The sequence below is a fragment of the Paenibacillus sp. FSL H8-0168 genome (genome assembly GCF_038592955.1).
GTDB lineage: Bacteria > Bacillota > Bacilli > Paenibacillales > Paenibacillaceae > Paenibacillus > Paenibacillus polymyxa_B.
In genome coordinates this window covers 2,970,860-2,993,138 of sequence record NZ_CP151948.1, presented here as the reverse complement: position 1 = coordinate 2,993,138, position 22,279 = coordinate 2,970,860, and the positions used below count along the sequence as shown (strand labels likewise).

The following is a 22,279-nucleotide window of genomic DNA, read 5'->3' as shown; positions in this document are numbered from 1 at the left end:
TTACTTTAACTCCCCACTTAAAATATAACAAAGCACTTCTGCATTAGTTGGATTAGGCTTCTCTTTAGACTGTTCACGAAAGTATGCCTTTGCTTTCTTAAAGAGCAATGAATGCAGTTTTTTCGCCTCATTTGGCGGCATTTTAAATTTATTTACCCAGAGACTTCTTTCTGTTTTGTTCAACCGTTCCTTTATATCCTCAGCCTTCTGAAAAACCATTTTTCGTTGTCCTGTGGACTTGAAATTTTTCTCTGCATCGAGACAATAGTAATAATGCAACATTTCACGAAATATGTCGGCCTTGTGCGCATCTTCTGTACCCTCATCAGGACTATAATCATCACATGCTCTACAATGCCCGGGTGTATGACCACAGTTTAGCAAGACATGTGCATTACAATTATGCGTATAACCACCTACGTTAACCTCGTGTAACTCATCTTCCAAATCAATAACTTTACCTTGGAAACGTGGTGATTCCTCTATAATTTTCTGGGTTAATTTATATGCTTCATCTAGCTTTTGAGGCGTGACCTCAAACTTAGATGAAATTTCGGTTATCTCATCAATGGCTACATATTCAGTAGACGAAATTCCAGCCCCTTCTGTCTTATCAGCATCCTCCCCTTCCGGTTTCTTTCTCCAAACGCCTTTTTGAAGTAGATGACCAAACTTTGCAACTTCTTCTGCAGGCATTGTTTCCGTATAAGGCTTTTTTGAGGAAGGATGACTATGTCCGGCCTGCCTCTCTAGTAGCTCATCATTGTCTCCTAAGATACGCCGATAAGTAAGATGGAGCGCTCTTAGATTATGGGGTGTGAAATATGGCTTCCTAAGTTCAGGCCATAACTTCGATTGAATGCGAGTTAAAAAATTATACAGTCCGCTAGTTCGTATAGGGCCATCATTATGTTTTGAAGCCAGTAAACGAAGTTCCGTAAGGCCATCCCCACCCCACTCTCTTGGAAAAAATATAGGTTCTGATGGGGCAAAATGAATCAATTCGTTAAACCATCTTGCAGCATCGCTCTTCACTAGAGCGTGATGAACCCATTCATAGCCGTTTCGATCGGGTTGATTGCGAATGGTCTTGGTTTTGTGAAAACGAATCCAGGAATTATCCTGCGAATCTATAAATAAAGCATTCTGAAGCAAATTAACTATTTCATGAGGCCTTGCTGCAGTTGATAACATCAACAGGCAAGCCCGCCTATGACGAAAGTTCATCAGAATGTTCTCGTTAATTAAAGGAGTTTGATCGTTCATTAAGGTCTGCACAAGAATATAAGCTTTGGACATACTAAATACTCGTCCATGATCTTTTGACATAACACGTCTAGGTCTTGGCATAATCCGTTCTATGTTGTATGAAGCATTTGTAGTTCTTATAAGCCACCTAAGCCAATGTCGAAGCGCCACTCGGAAAAACGTCTTATCTTCTTGTCCCTTCATCTGGCCAAAAATCTCTGTGTATACTTCTGATATTGAATTCTCGCTTATGTCAGTAAGACCTTTTGATCGACATTTGATTGCAAAATACCGGATGTACTTGACTATCGCTTTCCAATAATTTATGCTGATAGTTTTTTTACCGTATCTGAAAAGTAAATTTTCTTCATCGTCGTAATAATCATCAGTTATTGAATCATTCACACGTTGCCTCAAGTAAGAAAATGCAAAGGTATAGAGACTCTCCTCAAACGGCGTTTGGGTTGGATATATTCCCGCGGCTATCCAGAGACTTCTTTCCGCTTCATCGCAAGGTATGACCGGTTTATTTTCAATCAAGGAATCTGTTTCTTTAGCTAACATCTTACCTAGGAGGGTTAAACTACTTCTATGATATTTAGCGATCTTACTTGCTTTTGCTAATACAGAGGAAGTAATAATATGATTACCCTCTAACCCTTCCTTAAGGGCGTAACCTGCGAACCATAAGCAAACTACAGTTCGAAGCAAAGGAATCCTTTTCTTTGCCTTTTGTAGTTGTTTTTCGCTATCCATCGGATACAATACCGGATAGTATTTATCGTAAAGCGCATCAAAGTACTCAAAATTCGGTAACTCGGGAAAAGGAAATTTATTGAATTCGGTCTTGGTTGGAAATACGATCTCTAAAGGCAAACTGATCCGTTGTAAAAAGGCAAGCAGTAATACGTAATCTCTTTGGGTGCCGGGTAACTTGAAAAATATTGTGGGTTGTACCAAATCCGTTAAGGAGCTTGATAAAATAGGTTCAACCCGTCCCCAAGTCTCTGCCGATCTGTATTGTTCATACTCCGATCTTGTCAGATGCTCTCTACTCTCGAATTGTCCCTTTCGCCTTACAGTAATGGGTCCAAATCTCAGGGATTGCCAAGCTAATATTTGCGACACGATTTCACCTCTTTCCAATCTAAGCTCAGACTAGTCGACTGATAACCTCTATTTGAATCTGTTCGTCACTATAGCCGAAATGCCGAATCATGTCCCCAAGCAACGCTATTTGCGTAGCTAATCCGGCCGCCTTGGCGTTTTTGGTTGTAAAATCCCGACTGCCTCGCATCATGTTCCACATGTCCTTGGTTAATCTGGCCAAAGTATGAAATGCCTGTGCTGCTTCACTTTTTCGTATGGCGAAATGATGACAGGAAAAACACTTTGCCTCAAAAAGGCAAGCCCCCTGTATTAAACATCTTCCTACACCTGTAGGAGCTGGAAGCCCGAATTTTGCAAAGAATTCATCTAAAGATAGCTCTTCAGATCCCAAAGCTTTTATCAATTCGTCAGGCTCAGTTTGTTCGCTGGCAAGTGCTTCGAAGATTCGCCAAATAAACCGTCCCGCAATCTCACCATCCTGATATTTCTTAATAGTAGCAAATAACAATGCTTGACGGGAGAGATTACTTCGTAAGTATCGATTCAGCATGGTTTGATTTTCATGACCTGCAGCAAGTCGTGCTAACTCACTGTTCCCGGTTTCGATTGCAATGTGAGTTATGAGATAGTGTCTGTAACCATGAGCCTTCCCTTTTTTATCTCCATGTCCAATAAATTCTGCTATCTTGTCAAAAAACCTATATATTTGTCTTTCATTCAAAATCCAGGGATATTTATCCAATTGAAAAAGATGCACATACGATGCATCCGCTCTTTCGTTCCGTATCGGTCGGAAGGCTTTATCGCTCGATCTTTTCTGTAAAAATTCGACCGCTCTAAGACCTGCAGAATCAATTATAGGAAATTGGCCGTTACGATGTTTAGCTTTCTCAATACCTGAATATGGGCTGTATAATCCTACCGCTGATGGAGCATTAGGCAATGGCAGCACACACTCTTCAGCCTGAAGATTGAGCAGATACGTTTTACGCACCGGTGATGAGGCAATAATTAACCAAAAAGCGCGACATAAAACTTCAACATCATCTTCGGGATGATAATTTTCAATTGCTTCCTTCATGAGCATCGGGAAGTTTGGGTCATCAAAAGCGAGGCCATCACCGGAATATGTTTCTTCTTGGGCCTCACGATGAATTCCAGAATATAAATCACTGGGCCAGTCAACGTATGTTGGAAAAAATGTATGAGAACCTTTCCCCCAATCAAAGAATAACTTTATGTGTAGAAGATTGTTCCCGGTATACTTAGCTGAAAACTCCTCTCCATCGTTATTCTTTGAAATGTAATCAAACAAATCGAGAAAATCTTCATACTCGAGAGATGAAGCATCCGACTCCCCGTGCTGGTCAAGCCATTTGAAAAATTTATGCAAAGCACTGCCCGCTTTACGAATATAATAGTCTAGCGAATTACTTCGTTTTAAATGCTCGCGAAACTCACGTGCGATATCCCCCCACTTTGGATGCTCACAGCAATCGTCAAACAGTATTCTTTGCCTACGTCTTCCTGGTTCATCCGAATATCCAAGCTCAAAAAGAATGTCCTTTAAACACTTGGCGTTATAACGTTTGTCGTTCGGACGCATTACATCCGCTAACGCTATATCTTCTTCCGTGAAATCGCCCAGCGGTTTCATAACACCTAGAAGGTGTATAGATAGTTTGTTGAACAAACCTATACGGTTTGAGTCTTTTTTGCGGATGTGTTCTGCTTCTGAATTTTTGAGGAGGCCCATTTTGACGGGGAAATCCGACAGATTAACACGACCTCTGGTTGACAGGTAACAAACTTTCTGTCGAATTCTAAAAAAGTATCGAACGGATTTTTTCATGTAAACGTTTGTTGGAAAAGCGTTATTCATCTTCTAAAGTTTGTTTCTGAACAGATAAGCATAGCTGTATCAGTAATGCTATTGCATAAGACTTTTACTTTTCCAGTCAAGTAGGTAACTTAGTGTCATTTCCCAGTCAAGTAGGCAACTTTGTGTCACGAAATAATGACACAAAGTTGCCTACTAAAAACAGAAAAATCTCTAAAAATTAAGGGTTTCTTTGGTAGGTAACTTTGTGTCGATGTACAGGAGAATTTTGTTTTTTTTTCAGCACACGTTCAACCCAAAGTCTTTTGGCTTCTGCTTTATCTTGAGCTAGCTTAGTTCCACAGTTAAGAAAACCCGCCTAAGCATGGGTTAAAAAGTTCTAAGGCTTAACATCTGTTTTATCATTCTCTGCGATACCGAGTATTAATCTAACTTTACCCATCTATAGCATATAGATAGCATTTCACCTAGATTTCCTGGGCCCCCTGCAGAAAATAAACTGCTCTCGATATTGCAGTGAATCCAGTCATCATCGCTTCTCTCTATTATAAGCGCATTAAATTTTTTGTTTCTAGTTCTGTTTCTTTTAAATTAATTTAAATTTGCCATCCTGGATTATCAAGCGTTGTTATTTTATTCGTTCTTGATGCTCTCAATCTTCATCGCAGTGTAAATAATACCATTCTTGTAACCAAGTTAATATATCCAATCATTCGGTGAACGGAGCTTTAATAGGACGGCCTTCATAATACTTCAGTCTGATATTATCATAGACGGCTCTAATTACTCTTTATCGAGTGGCTGATACTGGTTTTCAAATAATACCATGGATTAGAGGTAACCGCGGCTTAAGAGCAGGCTTATCTCCCGACGGAATACCGATACATAGCCCCACCAACGGAATCACATATTTAGGTAAATTCGTTTGATTAGCTGCCTTAAAGATGGCCTCCCGTTGTTCCGCCGTCAGGGTTTATTCGCATAAGAACGAACAGAGGTATGATTTTAAAGTAATTCAAGCGTATTATTCAAAGGATGGGTCTCCGTTTTACTTAATACCAGCTGCCAACTCATCAACCACTTCTTGTACAGTTTGGATCTTTTTGATTGGGGTAATTCCAGTACCAACAGTGATAATACCACCTTCGCCGTTACCTTCAAGCATACCGATACGGATTACACTTGAACTACCCCCAACCTTAGCAATTTCTTCACGAGATGCGCCCTGGTTATCCATAGCCACCAATTTTTCAGCAAACGGTGTAGGCAACGAACGGTAGTAAGCTGGTAAAGTACGGTACAACAACAAATCTGCTGCAGATGAATCCACTATCATTTGCTTTACTGATTGTGCTGCGGGGTTTTCAACAGTAGGAATAAAACGGCTTCCTAAAAAGACACCTTCTGCCCCCAATTCAAAGGCGCTGGCAACACCGCGAGCATCACCGATTCCACCAGCAGCGATAACTGGAATATCAAGCACATCAACGATCATAGGAGTTATTGTAAACGTACCAATGATACTTGTTGGCAATGTTCCACCCTCATCAAATCCAGTAACAACATAAACGTCAACACCCATAGCTTGAGCAGCCTTTGCATCTTCGATCGTTGGAGTCAAAGGACGATAAACAATCTTAATGCCCGCTTCCTTTAATGGGGTAATGATCTTTTCAGTCAATGTTCCTTCAACACCATTAAGAAGAATAACTTGAACACCTTCTTCAATGACAACTTCTAAAATTGGCCAAGTGAACTTCATATCTGCATCAGTAATCAAAGTTGTACCAAATGGTTTATCCGTCAGTTCCTTTGTTTTACGAATCTCGCGGCGCATACGTTCTGCGGTTTCCTCTGGAGAGGTTGTAATTGTCGTTTGACCGGCATTCGGACCAAGAATCCCTAAACCACCCGCATTACTCACGGCAGCAACAAATTCAGCATTCGTAATCCAACTCATAGGTCCTTGTAAAATGGGCTTTTCAATACCAAGAATTTCTGTTACACGATTTTTCATAATTATTATCCTCTCTTTAGCACCATTATTGGCATAATACTGTAAAGCTTAATTGGTCTGCTCTCCGGGTTATGTTACAATAATCATTAGCTTGCTAATTAGTTAGCAGCCTTGGCACTATCATAAGTCCATACGTTTCATTTGCAAAGAAGGCAATTTAAATGAACGTAGTACATATTTTTGTACTTTTAGACTGGGAGCGATATCATGAGGGTATGTAATGAAGGATTTGAAAAAGAGTTTATTGATAAAAAAAGAAATATGTACGCAATAGCCTTTACGCAAAATGTACTTTCGGGGCGATGGAAATATTTCATTATCTGGTATCTGGAAGGGGAAAGACGCCGGTTTACCGAGATAAAAAATTTCCTGAGAGGCTTGTCGCAAGGCTCGCTCACCAAGCAACTCAAGGAGCTGGAGGACGACGGAATTATTCAGCGCGATGTGTATCCGGAAGTTCCGCCACGGGTCGAATATTCGCTGACAGAGAAAGGAAACAAACTGCTGCCTGTCCTAAAGAAGATGGAGGAATTCGGTAAAGAATATGGGGAGAAGTCTGAATTAGATGAAGGATAAAGGCTACCCCCTAATCAGCCAGCACATAAAATCTCGCCATCCGGACCAAATGTATGTTCAGGATTGCTCCTTCAGCCAGCCATTCTAGTCCACCTCAAAAGGAATGGCCTTGCCACTACTTCTAATTGCATAACATATCGGGTAACAGTTACTCCCCATTGAGCAGATTTTGCAGCTGAATATGTCCCTCCTTCGCCTATATTGATCCAAGATAATACGGATAGGATATTCAGAATCGAACCCCCTCCATTCTTCTCAATCACTGGTGCGAACGTGCGAATCATTGAAAGTGTACCAGAAACATGAGTGTCGAATTACAAATGAATATCATCCAGCTCACCTGTGAGCAGAGAAGCACCCGTTGCTGAACCAGCGTTGTTAATTAGAAGGGTAACATCCCCTGCGATCTCTGCTGCAGCTACCACAGATTTCGGATCAGTAATATGAGTTGTAGTGGAATAGCACCAGGCAGATCGACTGATTCTGGGTTCCTCGCACCAGCGTATACTTTAGCTCCTCTTGCTAAAGTTCAAGAGCTAGATGTTTGCCTAAACCTCGATTTGAACCGCTGACAATAGCAACTTGTTTTGAAATATCCATTTTGATACACCGAATCATTAAATTAAATACATTTTTATCTCCCATCCAAATAAAATTGGTTCAGCTTCGTTTTACAAGTACCTGCCGTTCTCCTTTGCCATTTCGAATGGCAAGCTGCTCTGACTATTCGGTTTGCTTGGAGTGACTGCAGGACTCACGGGTGTTCTGTATTGACAAGGTCAGTTGTTGGTCTTCTTCTTCACCTGAACAGGTACGTTGAAATCATCGACGTTAATATGTCCAAACCCGCCTTTGGAGTGGTCAACCACCTTAATGTAAAGCTCCTCGCCGATATAATCCGACGCATCCCAAATCTTCCGTTGATATTCCTCATAATTGGTCGCTGTCTCTTTAAATAACTCTTTGCCGTCCGACGCCCGAACTAGCGCAACATACAGACGGTCTATATCCCGGCCGCCGCTGATAAGGAAGTTGATCTTACCGTTCCCACCAAGGACGAAATTTTGAGATCTTAGCGCTCCTGTCAAGCTGTCGCCGCCGGCTTGCTCGTTGAAGCCCCACAAATGGTAGCCGCCCGGAATTTTATGCGACGGGTTAAAATAAATGGTGTCCCAGAAGAATTGGGTATTGGTCACATGGACATTCTGGAAGGCGTCTCCTTCCGTCATCCATCCTGTTAAGTCGCCTGTAGCAAAGTCATGGTTAGGTAGATCCGTAATATTTGTATACACGGAGTTATCCCAGTTATCGGGTACATAGACCGGAGCAGCCGGTTTACCCGTTAAGGAATTCATATCCCATACTTGCATGGATTTGACAGTGATATCGCTATCGGCCCAGATCTGCAAGCCCAAGGAGTCGAATCTGCCTACATAGACACGAGTTGTCAGCTTTTTCTTGTAATTTGCAAAAGCTTCAACGACCGAGCGATCGAGAAAGACATGAAGTCTCAGGTTCTCTCCGTCAAGATCTACATATCCTCCTTGAATGCCGTCCACACGCACATCCGGATCAATGCTGCTCTTGGTTCGATCCACGTTAAATGTCCCGTTCTTCTTGTCGTAGTAAATGAGCGTCTCTTCTTGGCCTTTTTCCGAGCGTCGCACCTTGAGACCAAATTTTTGGGCTTCACGCGGATCAATTTCCATCACAATCTCTAGCATGTCGCCTTTTACATTCTTAATCAATTGATTGGCACTCTCCAAATTTTTGTCCGAAAAATCAACCCATTTTTTCCCTCGAAGGCTCTGCAGTTCTTTAATCGGTTCGATATGCAATTTATCATGCTTGTCGAGGCTTAGGGAAACCGGCAAAGATAAATTATGAGCCCATCCGGATTGATATTCGGCTTGCGGTGTTCTTACATTTTGCACCATGGAGAATACGACCGTTCTTCCGTCAGGTGTGACCAGACCGCTCTCTGCGGTTAAATAGCCGTCACCTACATCCATTTTGGAGGGTGCCTCCTGATCAGGAATAAATTTAAAGTTATCCCGGTCCCAGGTCCCGATCCAGTAAAAGACCTCAACATCTCTTTGCACATCGTTCGCTGGAGGAACATGCTCCGGCTTTTCATGGGGATTAACCATGAAAATATATTTTTGCTTGCCCGTACTATCCGTGCCTAACGGCAATAACACTGGTAGCTCCCATACCGTCCCCAACTCCGGATAACGGCTTCTGTCACTAACGTATAACGGCCCCTTATATTCCCAATTGTACATATCATCGGATACATACACCAAAGCTGTGCCGCTGCTGAAGTCTGGAAGACCAGATGTCACTAGCTGATACCACTTGTCCACCTCTTTGTCGTACCATACAAACGGATCGCGGAACTCGTTGTGGATGCCTTTTCCGTTCTGCTCCGTTACTGGTTTAGGATATTTCACCCATTTTTCCAAATAGGGATCGGACAAATCCGCCGGAGTTGCCAGCCCGGTTCTTTGGTTCGGCGACAGGGAGTCGTTGCCGGCGGTATAGAACAGAACGGGGTTGCCGTTTGGATCATACGCTGCACTGCCTGACCACGTGCCGTCCGGATCAAGGGTGCCCGCTTCGGGCGCAAGAGCAGGTCTTACATTTTCCCAGTTCACCATATCGTCACTCACCCAATGCCCCCAGTGGATTTGATGCCAGAATGGACCTTGCGGGTTATGCTGATAAAATAAATGGTATTTGCCGTTATAATAAATCGGTGCATGTGCTTCATTCATCCAGTTTTGCGGAGGCATCGCGTGGTACTGGGGCCGGTGCTGATCTCCGTCAAACACACTTGGATCCTCATCAATGTCCGCATTCTGAATTTTCGGAATCGAACCTCCATGAAGCGCCTTCACGCTCTCATATCCAGCAAGTATCTCCTGGTTCGTAAGGGCTTTATTATGCAGCCTCACTTCATCTAGGAGTCCGCTGAACATATTGAAGGAGAACAACCCTGCTAACTCTACAGGTTTATTATTTTTACCGATGATCATGCTTTCGGTAGATGGTGTGATCGGAACGTTGACGGGGGTTGCTTGGGAAGCCACTTCCTCACCGTTTAGATATAACTTAATCTTTCCATCTTCTTTACTGAAAGTAGCGGCCACATAATTCCACTTGTATTTTTCCAACGGGTGATCCTTTACCCATACCTGAATCCACTGGCCGCCAATGCCTACTTGCATCGACCATGTACCGTGCCGATACATTCCAAGAGAAAAGCCTTCCGCTTTATCCTGATCGGATTGGTTTACGATCGCAGACAGCTTGTTTCCGTCTCCCCATTCATAGCTCCGCGGTGCAACCCAAGCTTCGATGGTTAACGCGTCGCTTACAGGCACAGTATCCTTTGCATTGACCTCAATATAATTCGAGTATCCATCAAACAACAAGGCACCGCCTTTTATTCCACGCGGAGTCCATCTTGGATCCTTCGATGCCATATACCTGGCGTTGTTAAATACATAGTTCACATCATGCTTAAGATTGCGTACATTCTCCAACACTTTCTTTCCTGCGCCTTCATCAAGGTTTAAGTAGAAAATGGTACCTACACCACTTGCTTGGAACCCATCAACGGCAATGCTGGCTTCATTGGAATGATCGATGACCTTTACATAGAGCTTCTTGTTGTAGTGTTCTTGCACTTTCCATGAGATTTTCTCGTTCGCGTTGACATTCCCGGTTTTCATAAGCAATGTGTTGCTGTTCGCATCGTAAAGTGCAACATATGCGTTTTCTGGTTTGAGGATATCCAAAATAGTAAAGTTAATTGTTCCGGTTCCCTGAAGCGTGAAAGTATTAGAGGTGATGGAGCCCTTACCTTGCACGGAGGATTTGGCATAGAAGTTCCCTTCTTTGCTCGCATGAGCTTCATCGGTCACTTCAAAAGCATCTCCCTCAACCGTCCAGCCATCGAGATTTCCGGTTTCAAAGCTTGGATTATCGATTTCATAGCGTTTGAAATCTGGCTTGATATCCGTTGCAACCATTCCTTCAGCTGGCTCCGATTCATGGTACACGGAGAATGTGTCCGCAAAAATGATTCCCCAATCTGAGGTTGCATTATCGACGACCTCCACATACAGTTTCTTGCCCAATTGTGTGGAAAGATCCGCCTTGTATTGCACCATATTGGCAAGCCGCATGCCCTGCACAGGCTCCGGGAAGCCAACGTCGGCGAATGCGCTATTTCCGTATCGGGCAATAACTTGTCCCGTATCGACTTCCACAATATTTATAAATACCTTGTCTGGGTTCTTCGCACCGCCAAGCTTGAAGCTGATCCAGCCGCTTCCGCCCAGCTCGAAAGTGCTGGAACGAAGTACACCTGTCGCAGATTCGTCATACTTCCAGCCGTTTAAATGATAAGCGCCTTCCTGGTTATACGGTATTTTTTCCGCCCACCAAGTCGTTTCGTCTGTCACGCTATTCGGACCGAACGCATTGCCTTTGACAACGGTCCATCCCGTCAAATCTCCTGTTTCAAATCCAGGATTCCGGATTTGATAGACCGAATCCGTAACTGACAATCCCACGTCATTCTTAGGAATATTCTTGATTTGATAAACCGCATTCGTAACCGACGAGTCTACGTCATTTTTAGGAATGAGCGTGTTCCCAGCAACAGTTCTAGATTCGGCTACTGCGGAGATTCCTGGAATAACAAGCTGGAGCACCATAGCCCATATAAGCATTCCTGATATCCAATATTTTCTTATTTTTACCTTTCTCATTCTAGATCCTCCTTCGAAATTTCTTGCACTTTCAAACATCGATACTTCATTTCGAAATGCTCTCCTAGTACAAAGATGAAAGTCAAGAAGAAAGGAGAAAATATATGAAACGTTTCCAATTAGAGAAAAGCGAAGTTACTTGATCATTTGCTGCATGACCCCATTAGTAAGGAGCGCCTAAGCAATCGTCTTACCAAATGGACTGCATATCCCATATATCCAAGGATTTAACAAACGGTTCTCCATCTCCCCAAATCTCGAGTCCCAAAGCATCCATACGGCTCGGGTACACCCGGGTTGTCAGGCTTTTCAATCCGTTTGCATAGGCTTCGACCATGGAGCGGTCCAAATAAATATGAAGCTTCAGATTCTCCCCAAGTAGCTCCAGCTTACCGCCCTGAATCCCTCTGCACTTTTCTCCCGGATGCAGTGTCGTTTTCGACCGGTCGACCATGAGCATCGCTTGATTCCAATCATAATACAGCAGAGTTTCTTCCTCTCCGTCCGGCGTACAACGGACCTTGATTCCAAATTGTTTGGCGCTGCCGGGCTCCAATTCCAATTGAATCTCAAGCATGTCACCACGAACATCCCTGAGCTGTACATTAGTTTCAGCCAATGACTGGTCCCGAAGCGATAGCCGCTTGGCGCCACGCAGCGATTGAAGCTCCTGAATCGGCTCTATTCCCAGACGTCCGTCATCCCTCAAATACACGCTTAACGGCAAGCCGCCGTTATGAGCCCAGCCCGACTTATATTCCATCTCGGACGTCCGGTCGCCTTGGGCTATCGTAAAGACGATATTTCTGCCGGTCTTCGGATCAACCATTCCGCTCGGTCCGGTAAAATGGAAATCCCCGACGTCAATCAATTGAGGTTCTTCTTGATCGGGGATGAACGAAAGATTTTGCTTGTCAAGTTGCCCGATCCAATAGAACACCTCGACATCCGCTCCCTTCCCCACAGGGCTGACAAGCAGGAGATGTTTGTTCACTCCCTGCTTGTCACTGCCAAGAGGAAGAAGAACAGGGAGCTCCCAGATGGGTCCAAGGTAAGGAAACTTCTGAATATCCGCTTTAAAAAATGGCCCCTTATATATCCAATTCAGCATATCCTGTGACGCAAATGCCAGTGCTGCTCCGCCTTCGATTCCGGACCCGACCAGAGCATACCAGCCGTCATCGTCCTTCCATACGAACGGATCCCGGAAATCCCCAAATGCGCCCATTCCCTTTTTTTGCACGATCAACGGCTCCGGATGTTTGACCCAGTGAACCAGATCCGGGTTTCCGTCAAGGGTATAGGTGCTTCGGGCAAGCGCCACGCTCTGATTCGGCGAAGCGCTGTCATTGCCCGCCGTAAAGAACAAGACAGGCAGGCCATCTGCATCATAGCTTGCGCTTCCCGACCAGATCCCGTCTGGTGCGAGCTGATCCTTTTCGGGTGCCAGGGCCACGGGAAGATCACGCCAATGCACTAAATCCTGACTTACCCAATGTCCCCAATGGATCTGATGAAAGAACGGCCCATGCGGGTTATGCTGATAGAACAAATGATATTGCCCGTCAAAATAGATCGGTGCATGGGGTTCGTTCATCCAATGGGCTGGCGGGCTAACATGATATTGCGGTCTGTGCCGATCAAGCAGCAGTGGCGTCCGGTCCAGCTTGATCTCGTCATAGTTTAATTGCGGCCGGATACCTTCGTGAAAGGTATCCAGCACATGCCGATAAGAAGCGGCCACTTCTTCCGCGCTCAGCGCCCGATTATAAATCTTGAGTTCATCAACGATACCGCTAAACATGTGCAGGCTGAACACTTCCGCCAGCAGGCTGCTATGGTTATTCTTGCCGATAAGAAGATCCGTGTCCGCCGCCTCAGCTAGGCGGGAACCACGAGGCACGGCAGCTGAAGCGATTTCACTGCCGTTCAAATACAGCTTGATTTCCCCTTGGTTCCCATCGAACACAGCATTCACGTATGACCATTCATTCTTGGGCAGTTCATGGCCGTCCGGCGACCAAAGTTCCTTCCAATCCCCTCCTTCCAGCCCGACTTGGAAGGACCAGGAACCGTGACGGAACATGCCGAGCAGATAACCCTGCTTGCGATCCAGGTTGTAGCGGTTCACGATGGCAGACAATTTGCCATCATCCCCCCATTCATAGGAGCGTGGGGCTACCCATACTCCAATGCTTAGCGCTGAGCGATACTCTGGCTCGGTGTTCTGATTTCCCTCATCGAACGAATGCGCAATGTAAGTCGAATAACCATCGAACAGGAGCCCATTTCCAATTACTCCCTGTCTCCACCGTGGAGGGCAAGGTTTAGTAAACTCCGCTTGGTTAAATACGTACTGGATATTATCCTGGACTTGGGATACGCTCTCCAGAGCGCTTGTACCGGTTCCTTCATTGAAGGCCCAATACATGATCAATCCCCGATTATCGGTTGCATGGCTCATACTTCAACCCTCCTTGATGCCTGCTCCGTAGGGCCATTGGGAATATGGATGGAGTTAAGAGCATGGATATGAAACGAGTTCAGTACAACTTCCCCTGTTTTCGCACTTATCTCAATACGATCCATCGGAGCATCAGGGAATATTTGATCCGTCAGTACAACCAAACCCTCATTTGCGTACACTTCAACCGCGTTGCGATCCAGCCAGATATGCAGCTTGATCTTTCCATTCTCCGGAACCATTCTAGCACCGTGCTTGCACGCAAACGACGGGTGGAAGTCAGTCAGGCCTGATTTTGAACGGTCGATGAATAGCCATTGGCGCACAGGGTCATATCCGATAATAGTCTCACTTTGCCCAGAGGACTTCATTTTGATATGAACCTCGTCCCCGGAACGAATGTCGATATCCGCTTCAATCTCAAGCAGAACATCATTCATTTTTTGCGTAAACGGCACCGCCGGCGTAACCTTGACCTCATTCCAGCAGAGCGTTCCTTTTCGCAGCTGCTCTATTTCCCGGACAGGCATTTGAGTCAGAACTACGCCCTCGTCTCTGCTGGTCAATGATAAGACGCGAGGTAGAGTCATTGCGCCTCTCCAGGCTCCGGTAGGCGTTTGGTTGGCATATTTCCAGTTGCTCATCCATCCGATGATCACGCGCCGTCCGTCTTGCTCAGCTATATCCGACCAAGTGACCCCCGCATAATTGTCCCGGCCATAATCCAGCCACAGGATATGATCGGCCGGATGGTCATTGATGAACGTATTTCCGTCGAACTCTCCGATAAAGTATTGCGTGCGTGAGCCTTCCGGACAGTTGGGATTATCCCCGATGCTTATGATAAGTACCCATTTGGAACATCCGCTGCCGTCAACCGGCAATTCAAAGAGATCAGGGCATTCCCAAACTCCGTCATGCGAGCCTTCACTCTTTCCGAATTCGCCTGACAACGACCATTCACGCAAATTGTCGGAACGATAAAACCGAACGTGGTCTCCAGCAACAAGAGCCATAATCCAGCATTCACTTGGCGAATGCCAGAACACCTTGGGGTCCCGGAAGTCGACCAGATCATGCTCGTCGAGTATTGGGTTCCCCTCATATTTGTGCCAAGTTCGGCCTTTATCGCTGCTGTAAGCTAGGCTTTGCCGCTGGCGAGGTTGTCCGGTCTCCGGACAGCTGTCTGCATGAGTGAAGAGTGCGATCAATCCATGGGAACCATCGAACAGTCCGCTGCTATTATTCCAGTCAACCACACAGCAACCGGAGAAAATAGCGCCGTGCTCATCCGGGAACAGAGCGATAGGCATATGCTCCCAATGAACCAGGTCTTGGCTTACAGCATGACCCCAGTGCATTGGTCCCCATTGGTTACTATAAGGATGGTGTTGATAAAACAGATGATAGACTCCTTCGTAATAGACTAATCCGTTCGGATCATTCAACCAGTGGGAGTGAGGTGAAAAATGAAAACCCGGCCTAAATCTATCATCATCGTGCTGTTTATTTGTCTCGATTATCTGGGTAATTTCATCTGTCGTCGGCATAGATTGAAGAGCCCCTTTCCGTGTGGTTACTAATGCACCACCGCCATTAGCAAAAGTTAGCATACCGATGATTTGCTGTTTGGTCAGCTGATTCAAAGAAATACCAGCATTCAGTATCTTATATAATAAGCAGCCCAGAAAAGCGTCGCCGGCTCCTGTCGTATCAATGGCCTCTACTTGAAAACCCGGCACATATCCGTCATGACCCGCTAATCGGTAATAGCAGCCTTTTTCCGCTAAAGTTACGAAGATCCCAGCGATGCCGAATTGCTGTTGCAGCTCTAGCGAGCCTTTTTCCACATCAGTTGTACCCGTTATAAAGTGGAGCTCATCTTCCGATATTTTCAGGATGTCGGCATACTTCATGCCCCAAATGATATTCTGTTTCGCTTCCTCTTTACTCTCCCATAAAGCAAACCGGATGTTCGGATCGAATGAAAGTAGGACTCCTGCCTCTTTAGCCTTCACAACTGCCGCTCTTGTTGCCGTACGGGCGGGCTCATGGGTCATCGACAAAGAACCAAAGTGCAGTGCATGGCAGTTTTCAATCCTATCGAACGGGACATCCTGCGTGCGCAAGTATGTATCCGCTCCTGGCTTCCGGTAGAAGCTGAACGATCGGTCTCCGTTGTCATCCAGATGAACAAATGCCAGCGTTGTATTGGCTTCATCTGTAAACGTAAGCGCAGACACGTCGATGCCGCCGTTCATCAAGGTATCGTGCAGCAAGGAACCGAATTGATCATCCCCAACTTTGCTAATCAACGTCGCTCTAGCTCCTAAACGGGATAGAGCAGCTGCTACGTTAGCCGGAGCCCCTCCAGGATTGCATTCAAACTGCTCGTTGCCTCCCGCTGTACGACCTGATGGCGTAAAGTCTATCAATACTTCCCCAATGGTTATTACATCAAGCACAGTTTTCTCCCCACCTATCGTTTGATTATTTATTTTTTAAATTTGCATTATATCGGTCCAACCCTTTTTGATAGATCTCCATTAATTCGTTCAGCCCCATCTTCTCGAGTGTCTTCACATAGCTGTCCCACTTTTCATCTACGTCGCCATCGACGATGAACTTGCCTCTTTGGGTATTTACATATTTAATAAGTTCTGGCTCAATCCGATTGATTTTATCTAGTTCATCCGGTTCAAAGAAGATGCTCGGATAGTTTTCCTTTTTCATATATGGAGTGTAATATTTCTCCAGATAATCAGCACGCTTCTGAGCTCGGGGTTCCATATCAACAACTTTTCCGAAGTCATCGAAAGTAATGACGCCCGGATTTCCTGTGCCTGGAGCCACTTTTTGACGGAATTCACCTGCTGAGACTCCCTTGGGAAGCGGCAGGTTCACCAATTTTCCTTTTTCGTCCTTCTTGAATACGACATCCAACGGACCCCAGTGAATTTGAGCCGCCATGTAAGGGTCAAACTGTTGATCGATCCAACGCATCGTCATTGCCGGATAACGGTTCTCCTTTGTAATCACGAAGCTACCTCGTCCCGGTCCTCCGCCGTTGTTGCGACCAACCATTTGATCTCCATTTGGGCCTTTAAGCGGGGGCAGCAGAGCATAATCCTTACTACGCTCCGGTCCGACAACTTCTTCGACTTCCCACCAAACGTAGGAGCCGAGCGTTTCATCTGGTGTTTTGCCTTTTGCTAAATACTGAGCGGCATCCTGGGTGAACGATTCAGGGTCAATCAGCCCCTGCTTATACCAGTTATCATGAATATATTTTAATGCTTCCTTATATTGAGGTTGCGAAGCGGTAAAGATCACTTTACCTTCGCGGACGATCCGATGTTCCAAATTATCCGGAAGACCGAAAGCTCCGAATATGCCAGCAATGTCACTACACCACTGCATGTGCATAAAGCTTAATGGGATTTCATCAGCCTTGCCATTGCCGTTCGGATCCTTCGTTTTAAAGGCAATCAAAGCCTGCGTGTATTCGTCCAACGTTTGAGGTACTTTTAAGCCCAGTTTATCGAGCCAATTTTTATTGATGACGTGAAAGAAGGGGTTGGTATCGAGCTTATTCTCTTCCCACGACGGCAGCCCATAGATGTGACCGTCTGGTGCTGTGATGGCTAGTTTAATGTCAGGCCGACGATTGAGAAGCGCTTTCAAATTAGGCGCATATTTATCAATTAAATTCTCCAGCGGAATAATGGTTCCGTCTTTACCGTAATTGATCAGCTCGTAATCTGTGAATCCGGCTCCGTAAAAGGCATCTGGCAAATCTCCGCTGGCCAACAACAAATTTTTCTTCTCTGCAAAGTCAGTGTCCGGAATGTTTTCCCATTCAATTTTTACGTTTGTTTGTTTTTCCAGCCGCTTAAATATTTCCATTTTTGAGTAATCTGGCGCTAAAGCAGCTTTTGGGGATACCATCTTTAATGTCACTGCTTCTTTAACAATCGGAAGACCGGTTTTATTAAAATTCGAATCCTGATCCGGATTCACCGTCTGATTTTTTGACTCGCCACCGCCTCCCGAACATCCGCTAAGAGCAAACACTCCAGCCAGCATTAGAATTCCAGCCCTTTTGAATAATTTCATCGTACATAACCTCCTTATGTCAGTCCACAAGCGAGAACTTCCCTTGTCCTTGTTATTTACTTGTCTGAATGCTGAATTTAGGTATTCTGTTGCACATTCCCCCTTTCAGGCACCCTGACAATGTTAGCCTTTGATCGAGCCGATCATCACGCCTTTAACAAAGTATTTTTGCAGGAAAGGATACAAAATCAGCAACGGTAGGCTGGATACCATGATGACACCATATTTGATAAGCTCTGTAACGCGCATCTTCGCTGCGTAGGATTCCACGTCTATCATCATGCTCGAGTTGGCCTGATTCTGGACAAGAATGTTGCGAAGGACCAGTTGTAATGGATACTTGCTTTCATCGTTCAAGTAAATCAAAGCGTCAAAGAAACCATTCCAGAACCCGACAACATGATACAGTACCATTACGGCTATAACGGACTTAGACAAAGGCAATACAATGCTCCAAAAAAATCTGGTATTGGAACAACCATCGATCGAAGCTGCCTCCCACATTTCATCTGGGATGGTCGACTGAAAAAAAGTCCTTACGATAATGACATTGAACACACCTCCCGCTCCAGGAATAACAAGTGCCCAGATCGTATTCAGCATGTGAAGATCTTTTATCAGCAAATAGGTTGGGATCAGCCCTCCACTAAAAAACATGGAGATCAGTAAAAACCACATAATCGCCGATTTTCCCGCCAGTCCTTTACGAGCTAACGGGTAAGCTGCACATACGGTCACGGCTACTCCGATTAATGTTCCTAGACCCGCATATAAAATCGAGTTGGCATAACCAATCCATATAGATGAATCACTGAATATCCGCCCGTATCCATCCAGCGTAAAACCCTTTGGAAAAAACCATACTTCTCCTGAGTAGATGAGATTGGGGTCACTAAGTGAAGCAATCAATACAAAATACAGCGGGAATAATACAAGCAGCATAACTATGGTCAGCATGACGTAGTTGATGATGTCAAACCATAGGTCTCCCTTACTTTTTCTCTTTAATAATTGATTCAAAATGAACTCCCCCTTACCACAGGCTGGTTTCAGTCAACTTCTTGGCGATCCGGTTGACGGTGATTATCAGGATAATATTTACAACAGAATTAAACAGACCAATTGCCGTAGAAAAGCTGTATTGTGCCTTTTGAATCCCGATTTCATAAACATAGGTCGGAATGATATTGGAAGTGGCATAATTCAAATCGTTCTGCATAAGGAAAGCCTTTTCAAAACCGATGCCCATAATGTTACCGAGTGCGAGAATCAATAAGATGACAATCGTCGGCAAAATACTTGGAATATCCACATGCATTACGCGCTTCCATTTGCTTGCTCCATCCATAATCGCGGCTTCATGCAATTCTGGATTGACCCCTGCCAGTGCAGCAAGGTAAATGATGGTAGCAAAACCTGTCTCTTGCCAAACCCCTGATAAAATATACAAAGGACGGAACCAACCTTCGTCGGCCAAAAACATAATGGGGTCTCCTCCGAACAAGGTGATGATGTGATTCACGATTCCGCTGTTTGGAGATAGAAAAACATTAAGCATACCGACGAGCACTACGGTAGAAATAAAGTGTGGTGCGTAAATTACAGTTTGTACAATTTTCTTGTATCTTTTGGCCAGCATCTGATTCAACATAATCGCTATAATAATCGGAGCTGGGAAGCTAAACACAAGCGATAGAACACTGAGTGTAAGTGTATTCGTCATAATCGTCCAGAAGTTATAGGAATCGAAAAAATCAATAAAGTGCTTAAAGCCTACCCACTCGCTTCCCCAGATTCCCCGACTTGGTGAAAAATCCTTAAAAGCAATTTGTATTCCATACATCGGATAGTACTTAAATACGAGATAAATAATAATGATTGGCAGCAAAAACAGATACAGTTCATAATCCCGTTTGACCTGGTTCCATATTTTGCGATTTGGCTTGATCGTGGAATGATCCAACTCACTAGTTCTTGAATTCACCATTACACTCCCTTTCTTCTAAAAGGATATTTTCATTTTTGAAACGTTTCCAATTTATTATAAGAAAAACGTCAGTCGGTGATCCATACCATAAATCCACCGAATGAGCTGAAGTTTTTCCAATCTAAAAAAAACTTGCCTAAGATAACGGGAGATGATACATTTGCTGATTCAAACTTATTCCTTCGATCTTTTAACAGAGTAGTCTGATTGTCAAATGAAACGTTTCCAATTTTCTATAAGAGAAAGTCAAGTTTGCATATTCAGACTGTGATCCGACTTTACGAGCTAATATCTTTACAATAAAATCATGTAGTTTCGCCTTGTCTGAAGATAACGGGGAGACGATACACTTGCTGATCTAAAGTTATACCATCGATCTTTTGATACAGTAGTCTGATTGTCAAACGTGCCATCTCCTCCACTGGCTGCCTGATTGTAGACAATATCGGATGAAAATAACGATGATCCTGAATGCCGTCGTAACCGATGACCTTTACATCCTCGGGAATACGAATCCCCTGCCTACCTGCTCTTTCTATATATTTGGCGGCAAACATATCGGTAATAGCGAAAATGCCGTCCACATCCTGATGCTTAGATAGAAATTCGCCAAAATAGGCTTCGTCGTCCACAATAGGATCTGGTTTCTCGTATACAACATAGTCTACACCTAATTTTTTCGCCTCATCAATGAAACCTTTTCTTCGATTCATGGTTTCACTAAAAACGGAAGTTACACTTCCCATAAAAGCCGGTTTCTGGGCCCCTGCTTTAACAAGTTCCCTCAAAGCTAGACGGCCTCCCTCATAATTATCTGAGGTTACACAAGTGATTTTTTTGTTGAAATGTCTGTCAATACTTAGAATCGGAATGTCATTGCTTACGCTATTTTCTATATCATTGTAAGTAATGCCGACAATACCAGCCACTTTGTTTTGCCGTAGCATATCCAGGTAATACAGTTCCTTTTCTGGCTTGCCGCCGCTATTACATAACATGAGCTTAAAGCCTTCCCGATCCAACTCATCCTCAATGTAATAAGCTAGTTCAGAAAAAAAAGGATGCCAGATACTTGGAAGCAGCAAGGCTACCATCTTGGATTTCCTCATTTTAAAATTTCGAGCGACTTCATTAGGAAAATAATTCAGTTCTTGTATAGCTTTCTCCACTTTCCTTCGTGTATCTGGTTTTACAGAGCCCGAGTTATTAATAACTCGGGACACCGTTCCCACAGCAACACCAGCTACCTTAGCTACATCTCTAATACTTGGCATTTAACCCCCCCATCTCTCTTATGGGAATTATAATAGCACTAAGTTGGAAACGTTTCAATTATTTTTTGAAGCGCTTTTTTTCTGACTTTTTTCATTGCCTACCCCGCATATGAATTTCGTGCCACCTGATTCAATCACACCTATTCGCTTTTTATTCTATTTTTTTACAAACTTACTCAATGTACTTTTCGAAGCGACACAAACATGTATGGCAACTCTATAAAATTAAAACTTAATTATTTCAGATTAAGTTGATGCGAACTGTAGCTCTTTATTGTATTAGAAACGGCGGTCAAAATGACCGCCACCGCAATGTAAAATAGATAATCACATCTATTATTTCTTCTTCAAAAAAAATAAAATCTCCTTTTAGAGACCGATTCTTCTCTCGAGCTCTTCCGGTTTAAGATTGGTGACAACATCGATGCGCTTGATGGAGTAAACGTTGAAAAAGGTAGACTACATATTAATCGGCTTGAAAAAGATGTTCCAGAAGAGGCGAAACAATATAGCGCTGCTCTCTACGGCATGTTGCCACGGGTAAAGCTACCAGACCTACTTTTAGAAGTAGCAAGTTGGACTGGGTTTGACGAGCAATTCATTCATGCTTCAACCAATCGTCAACCTAAATCCGAAGAAAAACCGATTGTTCTGGCATCGCTCATGGCTATGGGTACCAATATAGGCTTAACAAAAATGGCTGATGCAACGCCTAGTATCTTAGAATCATTACGTCCGCTGAACCAAGGATAGCATAAAAGCCGGTTACACCCTTAACGTGTGAAAACCGGCTATTTTTGTACTCAGAATTCCTTAGCGTTGTAAATCTGCGTTTTGCTGGTGGTACCCCTTCAAGATCGAAACAT

General features: G+C 44.2%; 13 protein-coding genes and 1 pseudogene. 2 read left to right on the top strand and 12 right to left on the bottom strand.

What is annotated here, in order from left to right; all coding sequences use genetic code 11:
- From MHI21_RS13285 to MHI21_RS13270, 4 genes are all read right to left on the bottom strand, one after another.
- Complete coding sequence (locus tag MHI21_RS13285; protein WP_342418338.1) at positions 1–2,376, bottom strand: site-specific integrase; 2,376 nt, start codon at positions 2,374–2,376, stop codon at positions 1–3.
- Positions 2,377–2,401: 25 nt separating this feature from the next.
- On the bottom strand, positions 2,402–4,015 hold the full coding sequence (locus MHI21_RS13280; RefSeq protein WP_342418337.1) for a hypothetical protein: 1,614 nt from the start codon (positions 4,013–4,015) through the stop codon (positions 2,402–2,404).
- 606 nt (positions 4,016–4,621) lie between these two features.
- Entirely contained in the window at positions 4,622–4,720 is a 99-nt protein-coding gene (locus MHI21_RS13275; RefSeq protein ID WP_342420208.1) for a hypothetical protein, read from the bottom strand.
- A 526-nt stretch (positions 4,721–5,246) separates the two neighbouring features.
- On the bottom strand, positions 5,247–6,215 hold the full coding sequence (locus MHI21_RS13270) for a nitronate monooxygenase (RefSeq protein ID WP_254330413.1): 969 nt from the start codon (positions 6,213–6,215) through the stop codon (positions 5,247–5,249).
- Between the two features lie 207 nt (positions 6,216–6,422).
- Between MHI21_RS13270 and MHI21_RS13265 the strand changes: the two genes are divergently transcribed.
- Positions 6,423–6,791, top strand: a complete 369-nt coding sequence (locus MHI21_RS13265) for a helix-turn-helix domain-containing protein (protein ID WP_342418336.1) — start codon at positions 6,423–6,425, stop codon at positions 6,789–6,791.
- Between the two features lie 71 nt (positions 6,792–6,862).
- Here the strand turns inward: MHI21_RS13265 and MHI21_RS13260 are convergent, their stop codons facing one another.
- From MHI21_RS13260 to MHI21_RS13225, 8 genes are all read right to left on the bottom strand, one after another.
- Positions 6,863–7,075, bottom strand: a complete 213-nt coding sequence (locus tag MHI21_RS13260; RefSeq protein WP_342418335.1) for a hypothetical protein — start codon at positions 7,073–7,075, stop codon at positions 6,863–6,865.
- 495 nt (positions 7,076–7,570) lie between these two features.
- Positions 7,571–11,572 carry a GH32 C-terminal domain-containing protein gene (locus MHI21_RS13255; RefSeq protein WP_342418334.1) on the bottom strand — a complete coding sequence of 1,334 codons (4,002 nt, stop codon included), beginning with the start codon at positions 11,570–11,572 and terminating at the stop codon, positions 7,571–7,573.
- 190 nt (positions 11,573–11,762) lie between these two features.
- Positions 11,763–14,036, bottom strand: a complete 2,274-nt coding sequence (locus tag MHI21_RS13250) for a GH32 C-terminal domain-containing protein (protein WP_342418333.1) — start codon at positions 14,034–14,036, stop codon at positions 11,763–11,765.
- Complete coding sequence (locus MHI21_RS13245; protein ID WP_342418332.1) at positions 14,033–16,501, bottom strand: PfkB family carbohydrate kinase; 2,469 nt, start codon at positions 16,499–16,501, stop codon at positions 14,033–14,035. The genes MHI21_RS13250 and MHI21_RS13245 overlap by 4 nt, the downstream gene beginning before the upstream one ends.
- A 25-nt stretch (positions 16,502–16,526) precedes the next feature.
- Entirely contained in the window at positions 16,527–18,152 is a 1,626-nt protein-coding gene (locus tag MHI21_RS13240) for an ABC transporter substrate-binding protein (protein ID WP_342418331.1), read from the bottom strand.
- A gap of 123 nt (positions 18,153–18,275) precedes the next feature.
- The gene (locus MHI21_RS13235; RefSeq protein WP_342418330.1) at positions 18,276–19,172 is read right to left on the bottom strand and encodes a carbohydrate ABC transporter permease; all 897 of its coding nucleotides are present in this window, start codon (positions 19,170–19,172) and stop codon (positions 18,276–18,278) included.
- 13 nt (positions 19,173–19,185) lie between these two features.
- Complete coding sequence (locus tag MHI21_RS13230; RefSeq protein ID WP_235309800.1) at positions 19,186–20,139, bottom strand: ABC transporter permease subunit; 954 nt, start codon at positions 20,137–20,139, stop codon at positions 19,186–19,188.
- 305 nt (positions 20,140–20,444) lie between these two features.
- Positions 20,445–21,413, bottom strand: coding sequence for a LacI family DNA-binding transcriptional regulator (locus MHI21_RS13225; RefSeq protein ID WP_165176780.1), 969 nt, complete (start codon positions 21,411–21,413; stop codon positions 20,445–20,447).
- A gap of 417 nt (positions 21,414–21,830) precedes the next feature.
- On the opposite strand from MHI21_RS13225, the pseudogene MHI21_RS13220 reads away from it, so the two are divergent.
- Positions 21,831–22,133 (top strand): annotated as a pseudogene (locus MHI21_RS13220) (Tn3 family transposase); the annotation flags it as partial.
- Positions 22,134–22,279: the final 146 nt, after the last annotated feature.

What these genes read in the sequence shown, in the direction of transcription:
- MHI21_RS13280 (WP_342418337.1), bottom strand. Translation starts at nt 4,015, where the DNA reads ATGAAACCGCTGGGCGATTTCACGGAAGAAGATATAGCGTTAGCGGAT.
- MHI21_RS13270 (WP_254330413.1), bottom strand. Translation starts at nt 6,215, where the DNA reads ATGAAAAATCGTGTAACAGAAATTCTTGGTATTGAAAAGCCCATTTTA.
- MHI21_RS13265 (WP_342418336.1), top strand. Translation starts at nt 6,423, where the DNA reads ATGAGGGTATGTAATGAAGGATTTGAAAAAGAGTTTATTGATAAAAAA.
- MHI21_RS13260 (WP_342418335.1), bottom strand. Translation starts at nt 7,075, where the DNA reads ATGATTCGCACGTTCGCACCAGTGATTGAGAAGAATGGAGGGGGTTCG.
- MHI21_RS13255 (WP_342418334.1), bottom strand. Translation starts at nt 11,572, where the DNA reads ATGAGAAAGGTAAAAATAAGAAAATATTGGATATCAGGAATGCTTATA.
- MHI21_RS13250 (WP_342418333.1), bottom strand. Translation starts at nt 14,036, where the DNA reads ATGAGCCATGCAACCGATAATCGGGGATTGATCATGTATTGGGCCTTC.
- MHI21_RS13240 (WP_342418331.1), bottom strand. Translation starts at nt 18,152, where the DNA reads ATGAAATTATTCAAAAGGGCTGGAATTCTAATGCTGGCTGGAGTGTTT.
- MHI21_RS13230 (WP_235309800.1), bottom strand. Translation starts at nt 20,139, where the DNA reads ATGGTGAATTCAAGAACTAGTGAGTTGGATCATTCCACGATCAAGCCA.
- MHI21_RS13225 (WP_165176780.1), bottom strand. Translation starts at nt 21,413, where the DNA reads ATGCCAAGTATTAGAGATGTAGCTAAGGTAGCTGGTGTTGCTGTGGGA.